Genomic DNA, 15190 nt, shown 5'->3' with positions numbered 1-15190 from the left:
GCGGCGAAAGCGTCGATGACGGAGTCGAGGAGCGAGCCCTCGGTGTAACCGAGCAGGGAGGTCGCCATGGCGTACGTCACACCCTCGTCGGCGGCGCCGGCCGGGGCCATGCCGTGCGCCTCGGGCGCGGGCACGTACCCCATGGCGGGCGCGGCCGCGGGCGGGGCGGTGAAGGCACCGGCGGCGTAGGCGCCGGCGGGGGGCCCGCTGCGCTCCAGCCGGTCCAGCCGGGCCTGGAAGGAGCGCTCGTCGTCGAAGGCGGCCGGGAGCAGCACCCGGGCGCAGATCAGCTCCAGCTGCAGCCGGGGCGAGGTCGCCCCGCGCATCTCGGTGAGCCCTTCGTTGACCAGGTCGGCGGCGCGCGACAGCTCGGCGGCGCCGAAGACGGAGGCCTGGGCCTGCATCCGCTCCACGACATCGGCGGGGGCGTCGATGAGCCCCTTCTCGCCGGCGTCGGGCACGGCGGCGAGGATCACCAGGTCGCGCAGCCGTTCCAGCAGGTCGGCGACGAAGCGGCGCGGGTCGTTGCCGCCCTCCACCACGCGGTCGACGGCCTCGAAGGCGGCAGCCCCGTCCCCGGCGGCGAAAGCGTCGATGACGGAGTCGAGGAGCGAGCCCTCGGTGTAACCGAGCAGGGAGGTCGCCATGGCGTACGTCACACCCTCGTCGGCGGCGCCGGCCAGGAGCTGGTCCATGACGGACATGGAGTCACGCACCGACCCGGCCCCGGCCCGCACGACGAGCGGCAGCACGCCGTCCTCGACCTTGGCGCCCTCACGGCCGCAGACCTCGCCCAGGTAGTCGCGCAGGGTGCCGGGCGGGACCAGCCGGAAGGGGTAGTGGTGCGTACGCGACCGGATGGTCCCGATGACCTTCTCGGGCTCCGTGGTGGCGAAGATGAACTTGAGGTGCTCCGGCGGCTCCTCGACCACCTTCAGCAGGGCGTTGAAGCCCGCTGAGGTGACCATGTGGGCCTCGTCGATGATGTAGATCTTGTACCGGCTGGCCGCGGGCCCGAAGAAGGCCTTCTCGCGCAGGTCACGGGCATCGTCCACACCACCGTGCGAGGCGGCGTCGATCTCGATGACGTCGATCGATCCCGGGCCGTTCCGCGCCAGGTCGCGGCAGGACTGGCACTCGCCGCACGGATCCGGGGTGGGACCCTGCTCACAGTTCAGGCAGCGGGCGAGAATGCGCGCGCTGGTCGTCTTTCCACAGCCGCGCGGCCCGCTGAACAGGTACGCGTGATTGACCCGGTTGTTCCGCAGGGCCTGCATCAGCGGGGCAGTGACATGCTCCTGCCCGATGACCTCGGCGAACGACTCGGGGCGGTAGCGGCGGTACAGCGCAAGGGACGACACGTCTACGAGGTTATCCGGGCCCACCGACATCAGCGGCCCGCCGACGCCCCCGGACCCGCCCCGGAACGCAAAGCGCCCCCCACGCACCCGCCAGAGCCCACTTACCCTTGCTGCCTTCCGGCCCTGGGGGAGTTGGGTGAGATAGCGCCACGTGAGGGGCTGGGCCCCACCCTAGCGGATCCCGGCCCCCGGAATCGACCCGCCCTCCGACCGATCCGCTCACCGGACCCCGCGCCGCCCCCTCCGGAAACCCAAGATCGGATCGTGTTCGCGAGCACCCCTCAACGTCTTGTATTGTTTGCCGCGGAGGATTCGCCTAGTGGCCTAGGGCGCACGCTTGGAAAGCGTGTTGGGGGCAACCCCTCACGAGTTCGAATCTCGTATCCTCCGCCAGTGCCTCACCGGGCACGATGTCGAAGAGCCCCGCTGCTTGCAGCGGGGCTCTTCGCGTTCCCCGATCTGCCTGGCGACGTTCTTCGGCATGGGCCCAGTCACGCGCCTTCCCCAACTACCGGCGGGCGCAGGAACCTCGAACGGTTCACCGAGGGCTTCGAGGAGCTGCAGGACATGGCCCGCACCGTCCTCGCCCGCTACGGGGACACGTTCACCTGCCACACCAACGTCAGCACGGGCCCGCACGACGGCACGCTGGACTTCCGGGGAAGTTCCCCGGGCCTCAGCCGCCTCACCCTCGATCCGCCCTGCCTCGAAGCCTGGTGCCACCTCCGGGGAGCCGAGCGCGCCTTCACCCCCTCCCGCATCCGCAGCGTGATGGGCGTCGCGCCCGGATGAGCCTCGCCGAAGGGCCCCGCTAGCCGATGCGCTCCGCGGCCCACTCGGCCCACTCGCGGCACATGGCGTTGAAGCGGAGGCCGTATTCCAGGGCGATGCGGCCGTGGACCGACAGGGGGTCGTCGCCCCAGTCGATGGAGTCCTCCAGGCGGCGCAGTTCCTCTTGCTCGCGCTCCGCCATGTCCGCGAGCCCGGTGAGGTAGCCCCGCGCCTGCTCCGGGGGGAGGACGTTGAGGAAGAAGACGCGCAGCAGGAGGTCGTTGCGGGTGTTGCGCTGCGGCCGCGGCTCGATGAGCCAGTGGCGCAGTTCCGTCAGGCCCTCGTCGGTGACGGTGTACTCCTTGCGGCCGCGCGGGCCCTCCGCCGAGACGGTGATCAGGTCGTCGGCGGCCAGCTTGGAGAGCTCCGTGTACATCTGGCTCTGGGTGGCCGGCCAGACGTTGGCCAGGGAGGTCTCGAAGCGCTTGAGCAGGTCGTAACCGCTGGCCGGGCGCTCTGACAGGAGTCCGAGGAGGGCGTGTCGAAGGCTCATGCCCTTCACTTTACCTTCCATTCTTGACATGTCACTTCTGGAACGTCTAACTTCGACATGTCAGAACAGGAATGTCAGGCAGACCGGGGGTCCCATCGATGTCGTACGTCCGCACCTTCCTCCCGTGGATCGTCTTCGCGGTGTTCCCGTCCGGCCAATGGCAGTGGGGCGCGCTCGCCGCTCTGGTCGCCGCGGTGGCCGTGACCCTCCAGCAGCGCCGGGCCGGGGCCGGCCTCGACGCGCTGATCATCGAGATCGGGTCGGCGGTCTTCTTCGCGGTCCTGGCCGGCGTCGCGTTCGCCGATCCGCACTCCGCGGCGCACGCCTACTCCGCGGCCCTCTCCTCGGCCACCCTGGCCCTCATCGCCGGGGGCTCGCTGCTCCTGGGCAGGCCGTTCACCCTCGGCATCGCCAAGCGCACCACCCCGCGCGAGGTCTGGGGCCTGAAGCCCTTCGTCCGGATCAACACCGTCATCACCGGCGTGTGGACCGCCGCCTTCGCGGTCACGGCCGGCGCGCTCACGGCCCTCGCCCACGCCGGTCAGGGGCACTCGACCGCCGCGACGCTGGTCCAGGCCGCCGGGTTCGTCGTCCCGATGCTCTTCACGGTCCGCTACGTCGCCGCCGCCCGGGCCAAGGCGCAGGGCGGTGCCCGATGAGCACCCCCCGCCACCTCTCGGGCAACTACGCCCCGGTCCGGGAGGAACTCACCTCCCACGACCTCACCGTCACCGGACGGCTCCCCGACGCGCTCACCGGCTGGTACCTGCGCAACGGGCCGAACCCGGCCGACGCCGCCTCCGCCCACTGGTTCTTCGGGGACGGCATGGTCCACGGAGTCCGGCTGGAGGGCGGTCGCGCCGTCTCGTACCGCAACCGCTGGGTGCGCACCAGCACCTTCACCGACGGCGCCCGCACGTACGACGAGCGGGGCCGCCGCGACCTCACCGCGGGACCGGCCAACACCCACGTCGTACGGCACGCCGGACGCACCCTCGCCCTCGTCGAGACGGCCCTGCCCTACGAGCTCTCCCCCGGCCTGGACACCGTCGGCCCGTACGACTTCGGCGGGAGGCTGGCCACCGCGATGACCGCGCACCCCAAGGCCTGCCCCGTCACCGGGGAGCTGCACTTCTTCGGCTACGGGATCATGGAGGCCCCGTACCTCACCTACCACCGGGCTGACGCCTCGGGCGAGTTGACGCTCAGCAGGCCGGTCGAGGTGCCCGGCCCGACGATGATGCACGACTTCGCCCTCACCGCCGGGCACGTGGTCTTCATGGACCTGCCCGTGGTGTTCGACCCCGGCCTCGCCGGCAAGGGAATGCCCTACCGCTGGGACGACGGCTACGGGGCGCGGCTGGGGCTGCTGCGCCGCGACGACCCGCACGGGCGGGTGCGGTGGTTCGACATCGACCCCTGCTACGTGTTCCACACGCTCAACGCGTACGACGCGCCCGACGGGACGGTCGTCGTGCACGGGATGCGCTACCCCGAGCTGGGGCGGCGCGCGGCGGACGGGTCCGTCGACGAGGACCGGCAGGCCGTGCTGTGGAAGTGGACGGCCGACCCGGCCACCGGGACCGTCCGGGAGGAGCAGTGCGACGACCGCCCCGGCGAGTTCCCCCGGGTGGACGACCGGCTGACCGGGCTGGACGCGGCGTTCGGGCACGTGACCTGCGGGAGCGCCCTGGTCCGTTACGACCTGCGCACCGGGGCCTCGGCCGCCCACGACTTCGGCCCGGGGCGCACGCCGGGCGAGGCCGCGTTCGCCCCGGCCGACGGGGACGGCGGTGGTCCGGGCTGGCTGATGACGTACGTCCACGACGCCCGCACCGACCGCAGCGACCTGGTCGTCCTGGACGCGGACGACCTCGCGGCACCGCCGGTCGCCACCGTCCACCTCCCGGCCCGGGTGCCGCACGGCTTCCACGGCAACTGGCTGGCCGACCCCGAGGACTGAGGACGGGGGGCTCAGCCCCGGGGGAGGGCGGGGCGCAGGGAGGCCGGGGGCGCGGACCCCGAGGTGGCCGAGCCAGGGGTGGTGGCGCTCGTGGTGGGCGGCGAGGTCCTCGGGGATGTCCGCCTGCGGGATCCCGGCCGACGGGCGCCCGTCCCGGGCCGCCTGACCGCGGACCGGCCCCGCCCGCGGTGCCCGCGTCCGTGGGCACGGCGCGACGGCGCCCCGTACCGGTTGCCGCCGGGCGCGGCGGCGGCGTACGCCCGGGACCGCTCGCCATGCTGGGCACATGCAACGACGCGGTTTCCAAACGGCGGGATCACCGGCTCGGGACTACTCCGGCGCGGTCTACGGCTCGCTCCTCGCCGCCTCGGTCATCGCCACGGCGGGCTCGCTCGGCGCCTTTCCCCGGCTCCAGCTCGTGGTCATGCTGCTCACCACCGGCCTGGTCTTCTGGGTGACGCACGTCTACGTGCGCGTCGTGGGCGACCGGCTGGCGCACCAGCCGCTGTCGTGGGAGATGGTCCGCCACGAGGCGCACCGGGAATGGCCGATCGCCGGGGTCTCGATCCCGCCGGCCATCGCCGTGCTGGTGTGCCCGTCCCTGGGGCTCGGGCCCGAGGGCACCGGGTGGGTCGCGCTCTGCGTCGCCCTCGTCCAGCAGATCGGCTGGGCCACCGCGGCCCTCGTCAGGGTCGGTGCCACCCGCCGCCTGATCGCGCTGACCGCTCTGGTCAACCTCCTCATGGGCCTGGCCCTCGTGGCCGCGAAGGTCCTGGTCAAGCACTGAGGCCGGGGCGCCGTACGGCTACGGCTTCTTCGCACGGGGCTGGGTGGCCGGGATCCGCTGGGTGAAGAACAGGGCGACGATCGCGGCGAAGGCGAGGACGGCGAGGGCGGCGCGCAGGCCGTCGAGCCGGGCGGCGGAGTTCGCGTCGAGGGCGGCCTGGGCCACCTCCGGGCTGGTGCCCGCCTCGTCGAGGGCGGTCTGCAGCTGCGCGTCCGACAGGAAGGGCACACCGGCGGCGAGTTCGACGGTCGCCCGGGTCTTGACCTCGTCGGGGACCGCCGGGTTCTGCTGGACGCTCGCCAGGAACGAGCCCGTCAAGGCGGCGATCAGGATGGATCCGGCGAGTGCCGTTCCGATCGAGGCGCCGAGGTTGGTCACGGCGTTCTGGACGCCGCCGACCTCCGCGCTCTGTTCGTCCGGCACCGCGGACACGGTGACCGAGCCGAGCTGGGACGCCAGCGCGCCCATGCCGAGCCCGATCAGCAGCAGGGGGATCGTGACGATCTCCGCACCCGCGTCGGCGTCGAGCGCTCCCATCAGCACCACCGCCCCCAGGAGCAGCGCGAGGACCCCGGACCGCACCACCCGTCGCGGCGAGACGTCCGGGAGCAGGCGCGGGATCAGGACCGCGGCGGCCAGCAGCGTCACCGAGAGCGGCAGGATGCGGACGCCGGTCTGGAGCGCGGACAGGCCGAGGGCCACCGACAGGTAGAGCGGTACGAGGAAGAACACCCCCATCTGCACGAGGTACTGGAAGAAGAACATCGTCAGACCGCCGGTGAGCTGCCGGTTGCGCAGGAGGACCGGGTCCACCAGCGGCTCCTTGCCCCGGTGCACGAGGCGGGCCTCCCAGCGGAAGAAGAGCCACACCAGGAACAGGCCGGTCAGCGTCAGCCACACGACCATCGAGACCCCGATCCAGGTCGGGGCGTCGGGCTTCGGCCGGAACCATCCCCACTCGTCCGAGCGCAGGACGCCGTAGACGAAGATCCCGAGGCCGAGGGCGCACAGCACGCTGCCGACGAGGTCGAAGCGGGGACGGATGCCGGCCGGGGCGTCCGCGATGCGCCGGGCGAGCACCAGGATGCCGAGCACGATGACGACCTCGCCGGCGAAGACCCAGCGCCAGGAGAAGTACGTCGTGGCGAGGCCGCCGATGAGCGGTCCGACCGCGATCGCGACGGCTCCCGCAGCCGTCACGAGTCCGTAGGCGGCGGCCCGGCGTTCGACGCCGAAGTTGCCGGCCACCAGGGCGACGATCGCGGGCAGGATCAGCGCGGCTCCCACCCCCTCCAGGAACGACCAGCCGATCAGGAGCACGGTGAGGTTCGAGGCCAGGGCCGTCGTCAGGGAGCCGCAGCCGTAGATGACGCAGCCGATCAGGAACGCGCGCTTGCGGCCGATGATCGCGCCGACCTTGCCGCCGGGGATCATGAACATCGCCATCACGAGCGTGTAGGCCGTGATGGCGCCCTGGATCCCGCTCACGGTGGTGCCCACGTCCGCGGCCACCGTCGCGATCGAGACGTTCATGACGGAGCTGTCGAGCGCCATCAGGAACTGTCCCGCCGCGAGCGTGAGCAGGACCACCCGCCCCTTGGCCGTGGTGTCCGGAGTACCCGCCGCGGTTCCCATGGCCGGATCGTCCCAGGGGCCCCGCGGGTCGGCTCCCCGACCCGCCGCCGGGTTACGCCGGTTGGCGGTGGGGGAGATCCCCCACCGCCTCCGTGTGCCCGGCCCGTCCTACGGGGCTCAGCGCGCGCCCGCCGCGGCCTCCTCGGCCGTCTCCGCCGGGGCCTGCGCCGGGGCGGCGGCCCCCTTGCGGTCCCGCATCAGGACCAGGGCCAGTCCGGCGGCGGCCAGGACGCCCAGGGCCGCGGCGCCGAAGGTGGCCGACATGGCGGAGGTGAAGGCGGAGCGCGCCGCGTCGGCCAGGGCCGGGTCGGTCAGGGCGGCGGCGACCGAGTGCCGGGCGGCGTCCGGGGCGGAGGCGGGCATCGAGCCGCCGTAGACGCTGCCGAGCAGGGCCCCGAGGACGGCCACGCCGAGGGCGGCGCCGGCCTGCTGGACGGTGTCGTTGAGGGCCGAGCCGACGCCGGCGTGCTCCTCGGGGACGGCGCTCATCAGGGCGGCGGTGGCGGCGGGCATCGCCAGGCCGCCGCCGATGCCCATGACCGTCATGGCGGCGCACAGCGGCCAGAAGCTGTCGTCGGCCTCCAGGGTGGCCAGGAGCCCGAAGCCGGCGGCGATCACGGCGAGGCCGACGGCGGTCATGATCCGGTTGCCGACCTTGTTGCACAGGGTGGCGCCGAGGCCGTTGAAGAGCAGGGTGGCGACGGCGAGCGGGGTGAAGGAGAGGCCGGTCTCGGTGGGGCTGTAGCCGCCGACGAACTGGAGGTACTGGGTCAGGACCAGCATCAGGCCGCCGTTGGCGAAGGTGAGCAGGACCAGGGAGAAGCTGGCGCCGCTGAACATCCGGTTACGGAAGAGGTCGAGGGGGACCATCGGCGAGTCGGTGCGCAGCTCGTGGACCACGAAGCCGCCGAGGGCGAGCACCGCGACGGCGGCGTAGACGGTCGGACCATCCTGGGGGAAGGCGATGATGGCCCAGATCAGGGCGGTCATCCCGGTGACGGACAGGGCCATGCCGGCGAAGTCGGGCTTGCGCCAGGGGCCCTTGGACTCGGGCATCAGGATCAGCGCGGCGGCGATGGCGAGCAGGGCGATCGGGACGTTCATCAGGAAGACCGCGCCCCACCAGAAGTGGGCGATGAGCACGCCGCCGAGCGCGGGGCCGCCGACCAGGCCGAGGACGGCGACCGCGCCCCAGGCGGAGATGGCCTTGCGCCGCTCCTCCTCGTCGAAGACGGTGATCAGGATCGAGAGGGTGCTCGGCATCACGAGGGCGCCGCCGATGCCCATGACCACGCGTCCGGCGATGAGCTGGGCCGGGGAGTCGGCGTAGGCGGCGAGGAGGGAGGCGATCCCGAAGAGCGCGAGTCCGATCACCATCACCCGGCGGCGGCCGAAGCGGTCGGAGAGGCTGCCCGCGGTGAGGAGGAGTCCGGCGAAGACCAGGATGTAGGACTCGATGATCCACTGGATGGCTTCGGCCCCGGCGCCCAGGTCCTCGGCGATCGGCGGGATCGACACGGTCAGCACCATGTTGTCGACGACCAGTACGAGCGTGCTCAGGCAGAGCACGATCAGGATGAGCCAGCGGCGCGGGTCTCGTGCCGCCCCGCTCTTGGTGATCCCGTCCAGCGCGTCCATGGCGGTCCCTCTCCCCTTCTCCCACACTGCTGCGTACACCGTTCGCTCGGCGTTGTGAACACCGTACGCGGATGCGTACACCGTTCGCAACCTCTTCCGGGGCGCCCCGGCGCGGATAAGCTGCGCGCGTGCCGTCGTACTCGATCGGGCAGGCCGCCGGCCTGCTGTGCGTGAGCCCCGAAACCGTGCGCCGCTGGGCCGACGCGGGGCGGCTGCCCGCGCTGCGGAACCCGGACGGGACGCGCGTGGTGGACGGCGCGGCGCTCGCCGCCTTCGCCAAGGAACGGGCCACCGGCCTGCACCGGCTGCCCGCAACGGCCGCCGCCACCTCCGTCCGCAACTCCTTCGCGGGGATCGTCACCGCGGTGCGGGTCGACGAGGTGAGCGCGCAGGTGGACATCCAGTCGGGCCCGCACCGGATCGTCTCCGTCGTGACCCGGGAATCGGTCGAACAGCTGGGCATCGCGGTCGGGGTCAGCGTCACCGCCCGCGTGAAGTCCACGGAAGTGCACGTGGACGTCCCCTGAGAGGGCCGCCACCGCCCCGGGCGGCGGCGGCCCGGGGGCTAACCGCAGCGCAGGGCCGCGTACAGGTCCAGCTTGTGGTCCAGGCGGGACAGGTCGCGGCCGGTCAGGGCCTCCACCCGCTCGATCCGGTAGTGCACCGTGTTCACGTGCAGGTGGAGGACCTCCGCCGTACGCGCCCACGAGCAGTTGTTGGCCAGGAAGACCTCCAGGGTCTCCCGCAGCATGCCGTCGCCGAGCGGCCCCAGCGTCCGTGCGCCGAAGACGCCGCGCACCTCCGGCGGCACCCCGGCCAGCAGTTCCGTCAGGGTGTCCAGCTGCTCCACGGCCCGTACGGGGCTCTCCGCGCCCGCCGCCGTGAGCGTGAACAGCGCCTGGTTCAGGGAGGCCCGCAGCTGCTCCGGCCCCGCCGCCCGCGCGCCCGCGCCCAGGCGCAGGTCCTCGTCCGGGCCCCCGCACGCCTGGAGCAGAGGCCACACGGCGCGCAGCCCGGCGGTGAGGTCGGTCCCCGCGTCCGGGTCGTCGTAGAGGACGGCGGCACGGTCCCCGACCGCCCACCGGACGCCCTCCAGGTGGCCCAGGGCCTCGGCCAGCGCGTCGCCGGAGGTCGCGGCGAGGACCCGGTAGGGCCCGCCCGCGGGCAGTCCGGCCGCGGTCAGCGCCTCCTCCAGGGCCGCCGGGTCGGCGTCCTGCGCCAGCAGGGAGACCAGCGCCTGCCCGGCGGCCCGCCCGGCAGCGGCGCGGCGGGCGTGCCCGTCGCGGTACTGGGCGAGGACCTCGGCGATCTCGTGGAGCACCCGCGGGGGCGCCGCGTCCGCGTCGGGCAGGTACAGCTGCCAGGCGTCGTACGGGGAGCTCTCGGACTCGACGCGCAGCGACAGCCCGTCCCGCGCGGGGGCCGCCCGCCGTGCGGGGATCACCGGCGCCGAAGGGCTGCGCGCGACGGTGCGACCGCTCGCGGTCAGCACGTAGCAGGGCACCTTGCCCAGGTGGGCGCAGGCCCGGTCGAGGAGTTCGTCGGGGCCGGCCCCGCGCTCCAGGAGCCGGCTCAGCTCGGCGCGCACGTTCTCGGGGAGCGCGAAGGTCCGGGTCGGGCGGCGGCTGAGGTCGCCCCACTGGCGCAGGTAGACGGCCTCGGTGACCGCCCGGAAGCTGGTCCGCGCCGGGACGGCCACCAGCGGCACCCGGTAGGCCCGGCAGGCGGCGACGAGGTCGTCGGGGACCCCTCCGTGGGTCTCCTCACCCGCGAAGAGGGCGGTGGCCCCGGCCCCGGCGAGCGCCGAGACGAAACGGTCCACCTTCCTCGGGTCGCCCTCCTGCCACCACACGAGTCCGCTGAGCACCAGCTCCCCGGGACCCAGGAAACGGCCCGGGTCCTCCAGGTCGGTGGCGGTGACCCCGCTGACCTCGTGGCCGAGAAGGGCCTCCTCACCCCAGAGCAGTGTGAGACCGAGGCTGTCGGACTGAAGCAGGTCGAGGACGTGCATGGCAGGGACTCCTTGCGGTGGGGGTGACCCACATTCGCCAGGTGAATACGAGAAATCTCATCGTAAATGCAAGGGCAGCCCCTGCCTATGGCTCTTGGTTGATTATCCAAGGGGAACCGCTGGAACCTGTCCGGTTTCCGTGTCCGGGACCAGTCGTTTCGGCCCCCGGCCCGTTGCTTCACTGAGGAGGACGCCCGGGTTGGAGAGAGGCTGGTGGCGCGAAATGGACCTCAACACGGTGCTCGACGTGCGTGACGCGCGCCGCCGTGAGCCCTGGCGCCCCGGTGACGCCTGGCTCGGCGGGGGCACGTACCTCTTCTCCGAGCCGCAGCCCCACATCCGCCGCCTCGTCGACCTCTCCCGCATGGGCTGGCCGCCCCTGTCCTGGCAGCCCGACGGCTCCCTCGACATCGCCGCCACCTGCACCATCACCGAGCTCTCGCGCTTCGGCCGGTCGCTGGCGATGACCGCCGCTCCGCTGATCGAGCAGTGCTGCCGGGCCTTCCTCGCCAGTTTCAAGATCTGGAACATGGCCACCGTCGGCGGCAACCTCTGCAACGGCCTGCCGGCCGGCCCGATCATCTCCCTGTCGGCGGGCCTCGACGGCACCGTCCTGCTCCAGGGCCAGGACGGCGCCACCCGCCGGCTCGCCGTCACCGACTTCATCCGCGGCGCGGGCGTCAAGGACCTGCGCGAGGGCGACCTGCTGCGCTCGGTCCGCATCCCGGCCCGCGCGCTGCGCTGCCGGACGGCCTTCCGCCAGGCCTCCCTCTACGGACTGGGCCGTTCCGGCGCCCTGATCATCGGCACGGCCGACCCCCAGGACGGCTCCTTCGCCGTGACCGTCTCGGCCGCCACCACCCGCCCCTTCCGCTTCTGGTTCGCCCTGTGGCCGACCGCCGCCGAGCTGCGGGCGGCCATCGACGACACCGTCCGCGCCGACGAGTGGTTCGACGACATCCACGGGCTGCCCGCCTGGCGGCGCCACATGGCGCTGCGCCTGGCGGAGGAGATCCGCCGCGAACTCACGCTGGAGGAGGCTTCCCGATGAGCTACGGGATCGAGATCAACGAGCAGCGCTTCGAGGACCAGCCGCGGGCCGGCCAGTGCCTGCGCACCTATCTGCGCGAGCGCGGCTGGTTCGGCGTGAAGAAGGGCTGCGACCAGGGCGACTGCGGGGCCTGCACGGTCCACGTCGACGGCGCGCCCGTGCACAGTTGCCTCTACCCGGCGGTCCGCGCCGAGGGCCGCTCCGTCACCACCGTCGAGGGCCTGGCCAAGCCGGGCGGCGAGCTCCACCCGGCACAGCAGCAGTTCCTCGACGCCCAGGGCTTCCAGTGCGGCTTCTGCACGGCCGGCTTCCTGATGACCACCGCAGCCCTCCAGGCCGAGGAGGGCACGGCCCACGACGACGGCAAGCTCCAGGACCTCCCGCGCGCCTTCAAGGGCAACATCTGCCGCTGTACGGGGTACCGCGCCATCGAGGACGCGGTGCGCGGGGTCAAGCACACCGAGAGCCCCGAGGCGGGAAAGGCCGTCGGCAAGTCCCTGGGCGCCCCCGCCGGCCCGCTCGTCGTCACCGGCACCGCCCGCTACACCTTCGACGTCGAGGTGCCGGGGCTGCTGCACATGAAGCTGCTGCGCTCCCCGCACCCGCACGCCCGGATCGTCTCCATCGACACCCGCGACGCCCTGGATGTCCCCGGCGTGCACGCCGTCTTCACCCACCACGACTCCCCCGACCGGCTGTACTCCTCCGCCCGCCACGAGCACCCCACCGAAGACCCCATGGACACCCGCGTCCTGGACGACGTGGTCCGCTTCGTCGGCCAGCGCGTGGCGGCCGTCGTCGCCGACAGCGAGCAGGCGGCCGAGGAGGGCTGCCGCCGCGTGGTCGTCACGTACGAGGAACTGCCGTACGTGATCGACCCGGAGGAGGCCATGCTCCCGGGCGCGCCCGTCCTCCACCCCAAGGGCCCCGAATCGGGGATCTTCCGGGCCGGGAACAACGTGTGCGGAGAGGTCCACAACACCCTCGGCGACATGGAGAAGGGGTACGCGGAGGCGGACGTCGTCTACGAGGAGACCTTCCAGACCCAGCGCGTGCAGCACGCCAGCCTGGAGACCCACGGCAGCGTCGCGTACTTCGAACCCAAGGAGGAGGGCGACGGCGAGCGCATCACCGTCCGTTCCTCCACCCAGGCGCCGTTCCTGACCCGGCGGGCGCTGTGCGCCCTCTACGACCTGGGTGAGGACGAGGTCCGTGTCGTGGCGGGCCGCGTGGGCGGCGGGTTCGGTGGCAAGCAGGAAATGCTGACCGAGGACATCGTCTTCCTCGCCGCCCTGAAGCTGCGGCGGCCGGTGAAACTCGAATTCACCCGGGCCGAGCAGTTCTACGGTGCCACCACCCGCCACCCCTTCAAGATCACCATCAAGATCGGCGCCAAGTCCGACGGCACCCTGACCGCCCTGCGCATCCGCGTGCTCTCCAACACCGGCGCCTACGGCAACCACGGCCCGGCGGTCATGTTCCACAGCGTCGGCGAGTCCTTCGCCGTCTACAAGGCGCCGAACAAGCAGGTGGAGGCGTACTCCGTCTACACCAACGGCGTGCCGGCCGGCGCCTTCCGCGGCTACGGCCTGGGGCAGGTCCTCTTCGCCCTCGAATCGGCGATGGACGAGCTCGCGCTCCGGCTCGGCATGGACCCGCTCGAACTGCGCGAGAAGAACGTCATCGGCGCCGGCGACCACCTGGTGACCCCGATCGGCCACGAGGAGGACCTCTTCATCGCCTCGTACGGGATGAAGCAGTGCATGGACGTCGTCCGCAAGGCCATCGCCGAGGACCGCAGCCACGAGGACGTGCCGGAGGGCTGGCTGACCGGCACGGGCTCGGCCGTCGCGATGATCGCGACCGGTCCGCCCGGCGGACACTTCGCCGACGCCACCGTCAGCCTGCTGCGCGACGGGACGTACGACATCGCCGTGGGCACGGCCGAGTTCGGCAACGGCACCACCACCGTCCACAAGCAGATCACCGCCGGCGCGCTGAACACCACCGTCGACCGGATCACGGTCCGCCAGTCGGACACGGACGTCGTCCGGCACGACACCGGTGCGTTCGGCTCGGCCGGCACGGTGGTGGCGGGCAAGGCCGTGCTGCTGGCGGCCGACTCGCTCGCGGAGCGCCTCAAGACCATCGCGGCCCGGCACACGGGCGCGGCCCGGCACCTGTGCGGGCTGGAGGCCGAGGCCTTCGACTGCGCGGGCCGGGTCGTCACCCTCAAGGAGCTGTACGAGGCCGCGTACGACAAGGGCAAGCTGCACGAGGTGACGGCCGAGGGCCACTGGACCGGCTCCCCCCGCTCGGTGGCCTTCAACGCCCAGTGGTTCCGCCTGGCGGTGGACCCCGGCACCGGCGAGATGAGGATCCTGCGCAGCGTGCACGCGGCGGACGCGGGCAAGGTCATGAACCCGATGCAGTGCCGCGGCCAGGTCGAGGGCGGCGTGGCCCAGGCCCTGGGCGCCACCCTCTTCGAGACCGTACGGGTGGACGAGCGCGGGGAGGTCACCACGGCCGCCTTCCGCCGCTACCGCCTCCCGCAGTACGCGGACGTCCCGCGCACGGAGGTCCACTTCATGGAGACCTCGGACTCGATCGGGCCGCTCGGCGCCAAGTCCATGTCCGAGAGCCCCTTCAACCCGGTCGCCCCGGCCTTCGCGAACGCCCTGCGGGACGCGACGGGCGTGCGGTTCACCGAGATGCCGGTGACACGCGACGTGGTCTGGCAGGGCATTGCCCGGAAGTTGCAAGGTGAATCCCACAAATGACACCCAGCTGCGGCTCATAGGTACACCTGAACCTTGCAGATGAGGTTCCAGGCAGACGCGAGTCGGGCATGCCCTACCCATGGCCACACTCCTGCTGCACGGCGATCTCGACCATCCGGCGACCCTGAGCGTCCGCGACCTGCGGGCCTGGCCGCAGCACCGGGCCGAGGTCACGTTCGACTGTGCGACCAACGGCCCGCAGCACCACGTCTTCGAGGGCGCGCTGCTGCGGGACGTGATCTCGGGTGCGGGCCCCGTCTTCGACGCCCGCCGCCGCAAGGACCGCAGCCGCTACCTCCTCGCCGTCAGCGGCGGCGACGGCCACCACACCGTCCTGTCCTGGGCGGAGCTGGACGACGACTTCTGCGGCAGCCCGGTCCTGCTGGCCACCCGCCTCGACGGCGCGGACCTCGACGGGCCGGGCAGCCAGCTGGTGGTCCCCTCCGACCGCTGCGGCGCCCGCTACGTCAGCGCCGTCACCCACGTGTGGTTCGGCACCCTGACCGTCCCGGCGCTCGTCGGGGTGTGATCCCCCCCCCCGTTACCTTTTTTGTGGCTCCGCAATGGGGCTACCGGCCTTCGGGTCCGGCATGACTTCCCCCCCTTGTTGCGGTTGATGATCCGGGGGGTGGTGTCACCG

The 15190-nt window shown here is 72.5% G+C and carries 13 protein-coding genes, 1 tRNA gene and 1 other RNA gene; 9 read left to right on the top strand and 6 right to left on the bottom strand.

Translation table 11 applies throughout. The features are described 5' to 3' along the window. Both ACEPPI_RS36635 and ffs read right to left on the bottom strand, forming a co-directional pair. Positions 1-1361 (bottom strand): DNA polymerase III subunit gamma and tau (locus ACEPPI_RS36635; RefSeq protein ID WP_373919591.1); only part of this gene is annotated, 1361 nt, incomplete at its 3' end. Between the two features lie 65 nt (positions 1362-1426). Further along, positions 1427-1525, bottom strand: an RNA gene (gene ffs / locus ACEPPI_RS36630) — signal recognition particle sRNA small type. 141 nt (positions 1526-1666) lie between these two features. On the opposite strand from ffs, the gene ACEPPI_RS36625 reads away from it, so the two are divergent. Further along, positions 1667-1754, top strand: a tRNA-Ser gene (locus ACEPPI_RS36625). 174 nt (positions 1755-1928) lie between these two features. Then, positions 1929-2153 carry a hypothetical protein gene (locus tag ACEPPI_RS36620; protein ID WP_373919590.1) on the top strand — a complete coding sequence of 75 codons (225 nt, stop codon included), beginning with the start codon at positions 1929-1931 and terminating at the stop codon, positions 2151-2153. A gap of 19 nt (positions 2154-2172) precedes the next feature. On the opposite strand, the gene ACEPPI_RS36615 is transcribed toward ACEPPI_RS36620, so the two are convergent. Further along, positions 2173-2685, bottom strand: coding sequence for a PadR family transcriptional regulator (locus ACEPPI_RS36615; RefSeq protein WP_373919589.1), 513 nt, complete (start codon positions 2683-2685; stop codon positions 2173-2175). A 98-nt stretch (positions 2686-2783) separates the two neighbouring features. Between ACEPPI_RS36615 and ACEPPI_RS36610 the strand changes: the two genes are divergently transcribed. From ACEPPI_RS36610 to ACEPPI_RS36600, 3 genes are all read left to right on the top strand, one after another. After that, positions 2784-3344 (top strand): hypothetical protein, encoded by a 561-nt coding sequence (locus tag ACEPPI_RS36610; RefSeq protein WP_373919587.1) that lies wholly within the window; start codon positions 2784-2786, stop codon positions 3342-3344. Continuing rightward, positions 3341-4648, top strand: coding sequence for a carotenoid oxygenase family protein (locus ACEPPI_RS36605; RefSeq protein WP_373919586.1), 1308 nt, complete (start codon positions 3341-3343; stop codon positions 4646-4648). Before ACEPPI_RS36610 ends, ACEPPI_RS36605 begins: the two co-directional genes overlap by 4 nt. Before the next feature lie 286 nt (positions 4649-4934). Continuing rightward, entirely contained in the window at positions 4935-5435 is a 501-nt protein-coding gene (locus ACEPPI_RS36600) for a hypothetical protein (protein ID WP_373919585.1), read from the top strand. Between the two features lie 18 nt (positions 5436-5453). Here ACEPPI_RS36600 and ACEPPI_RS36595 read toward each other — a convergent pair whose 3' ends face one another. Both ACEPPI_RS36595 and ACEPPI_RS36590 read right to left on the bottom strand, forming a co-directional pair. After that, the gene (locus ACEPPI_RS36595) at positions 5454-7070 is read right to left on the bottom strand and encodes an MFS transporter (protein WP_373919584.1); all 1617 of its coding nucleotides are present in this window, start codon (positions 7068-7070) and stop codon (positions 5454-5456) included. A 117-nt stretch (positions 7071-7187) separates the two neighbouring features. Continuing rightward, positions 7188-8708, bottom strand: coding sequence for an MFS transporter (locus tag ACEPPI_RS36590; RefSeq protein ID WP_373919583.1), 1521 nt, complete (start codon positions 8706-8708; stop codon positions 7188-7190). A 128-nt stretch (positions 8709-8836) separates the two neighbouring features. Here ACEPPI_RS36590 and ACEPPI_RS36585 point away from each other — a divergent pair, with 128 nt between their 5' ends. Beyond that, entirely contained in the window at positions 8837-9235 is a 399-nt protein-coding gene (locus ACEPPI_RS36585; RefSeq protein ID WP_373919582.1) for a molybdopterin-binding protein, read from the top strand. Between the two features lie 38 nt (positions 9236-9273). Here the strand turns inward: ACEPPI_RS36585 and ACEPPI_RS36580 are convergent, their stop codons facing one another. After that, positions 9274-10719 carry a PucR family transcriptional regulator gene (locus ACEPPI_RS36580; RefSeq protein WP_373919581.1) on the bottom strand — a complete coding sequence of 482 codons (1446 nt, stop codon included), beginning with the start codon at positions 10717-10719 and terminating at the stop codon, positions 9274-9276. A gap of 223 nt (positions 10720-10942) precedes the next feature. On the opposite strand from ACEPPI_RS36580, the gene ACEPPI_RS36575 reads away from it, so the two are divergent. The 3 genes from ACEPPI_RS36575 to ACEPPI_RS36565 all read left to right on the top strand — a co-directional run bounded on the left by ACEPPI_RS36575 (position 10943) and on the right by ACEPPI_RS36565 (position 15079). Further along, the gene (locus tag ACEPPI_RS36575; RefSeq protein ID WP_373919580.1) at positions 10943-11770 is read left to right on the top strand and encodes a xanthine dehydrogenase family protein subunit M; all 828 of its coding nucleotides are present in this window, start codon (positions 10943-10945) and stop codon (positions 11768-11770) included. Then, positions 11767-14550 carry a molybdopterin-dependent oxidoreductase gene (locus ACEPPI_RS36570; protein ID WP_373919579.1) on the top strand — a complete coding sequence of 928 codons (2784 nt, stop codon included), beginning with the start codon at positions 11767-11769 and terminating at the stop codon, positions 14548-14550. Before ACEPPI_RS36575 ends, ACEPPI_RS36570 begins: the two co-directional genes overlap by 4 nt. Before the next feature lie 79 nt (positions 14551-14629). Then, positions 14630-15079: a molybdopterin-dependent oxidoreductase gene (locus ACEPPI_RS36565; protein ID WP_373919578.1), complete on the top strand. Its 450-nt coding sequence runs from the start codon at positions 14630-14632 to the stop codon at positions 15077-15079. Positions 15080-15190 lie beyond the last annotated feature (111 nt).

The organism is Streptomyces sp. AB3(2024) (assembly GCF_041862025.1).
Taxonomy (GTDB): domain Bacteria; phylum Actinomycetota; class Actinomycetes; order Streptomycetales; family Streptomycetaceae; genus Streptomyces.
The sequence above is the reverse complement of the archived record's forward strand: the minus strand, read 5'-3'. Positions and strand labels throughout refer to the sequence as shown.